1 protein-coding gene is annotated in these 415 nt (G+C 52.3%); it reads left to right on the top strand.

Going from position 1 to position 415, the window contains the following annotated elements:
• On the top strand, positions 1 to 415 hold a 415-nt coding region (locus ACFI32_RS14865; RefSeq protein WP_462627397.1), incomplete at both ends, for a DUF2345 domain-containing protein.

The following is a 415-nucleotide window of genomic DNA, read 5'->3' as shown; positions in this document are numbered from 1 at the left end:
ATCAGCTATGTCAGTGAGGATACCTTGATCCAGCGCAGCATGGGTGAGATGCTGACCACCACTCAAGCAGATATGAGAGTGACCAGTGGCGATGGTCACAGCCAAGTGAGCAGTGCATCGATGACCATGGTCGCTGATGGCAGTATGAGCATGACCAACGCTAAGGATAATATCCTCCTCTCCGCACACACAGGCAAGCTTGAAGCAATGGCTAAGCAAGATATCAATATCGCCTCTTCGACCCAAGCCGTCGAGGTGGTTGCCAATGATAAAATCACCCTTTCCGCAGGCGGTGCCAGCATCGTACTAGAGGGCGGTAATATCACCATCAGTGCCAATCAGTTTACGGAAAAGGCAGGTAAGCATAGTAAGGCGGGGGGTGGAAATGATGGGCTTGGACTGGCGGGACTGCCTA

The organism is Psychrobacter sp. PSi21, from assembly GCF_054960615.1.
Note: the sequence above shows the minus strand (reverse complement) of the source record. Positions and strands in the feature narration are given on the sequence as shown.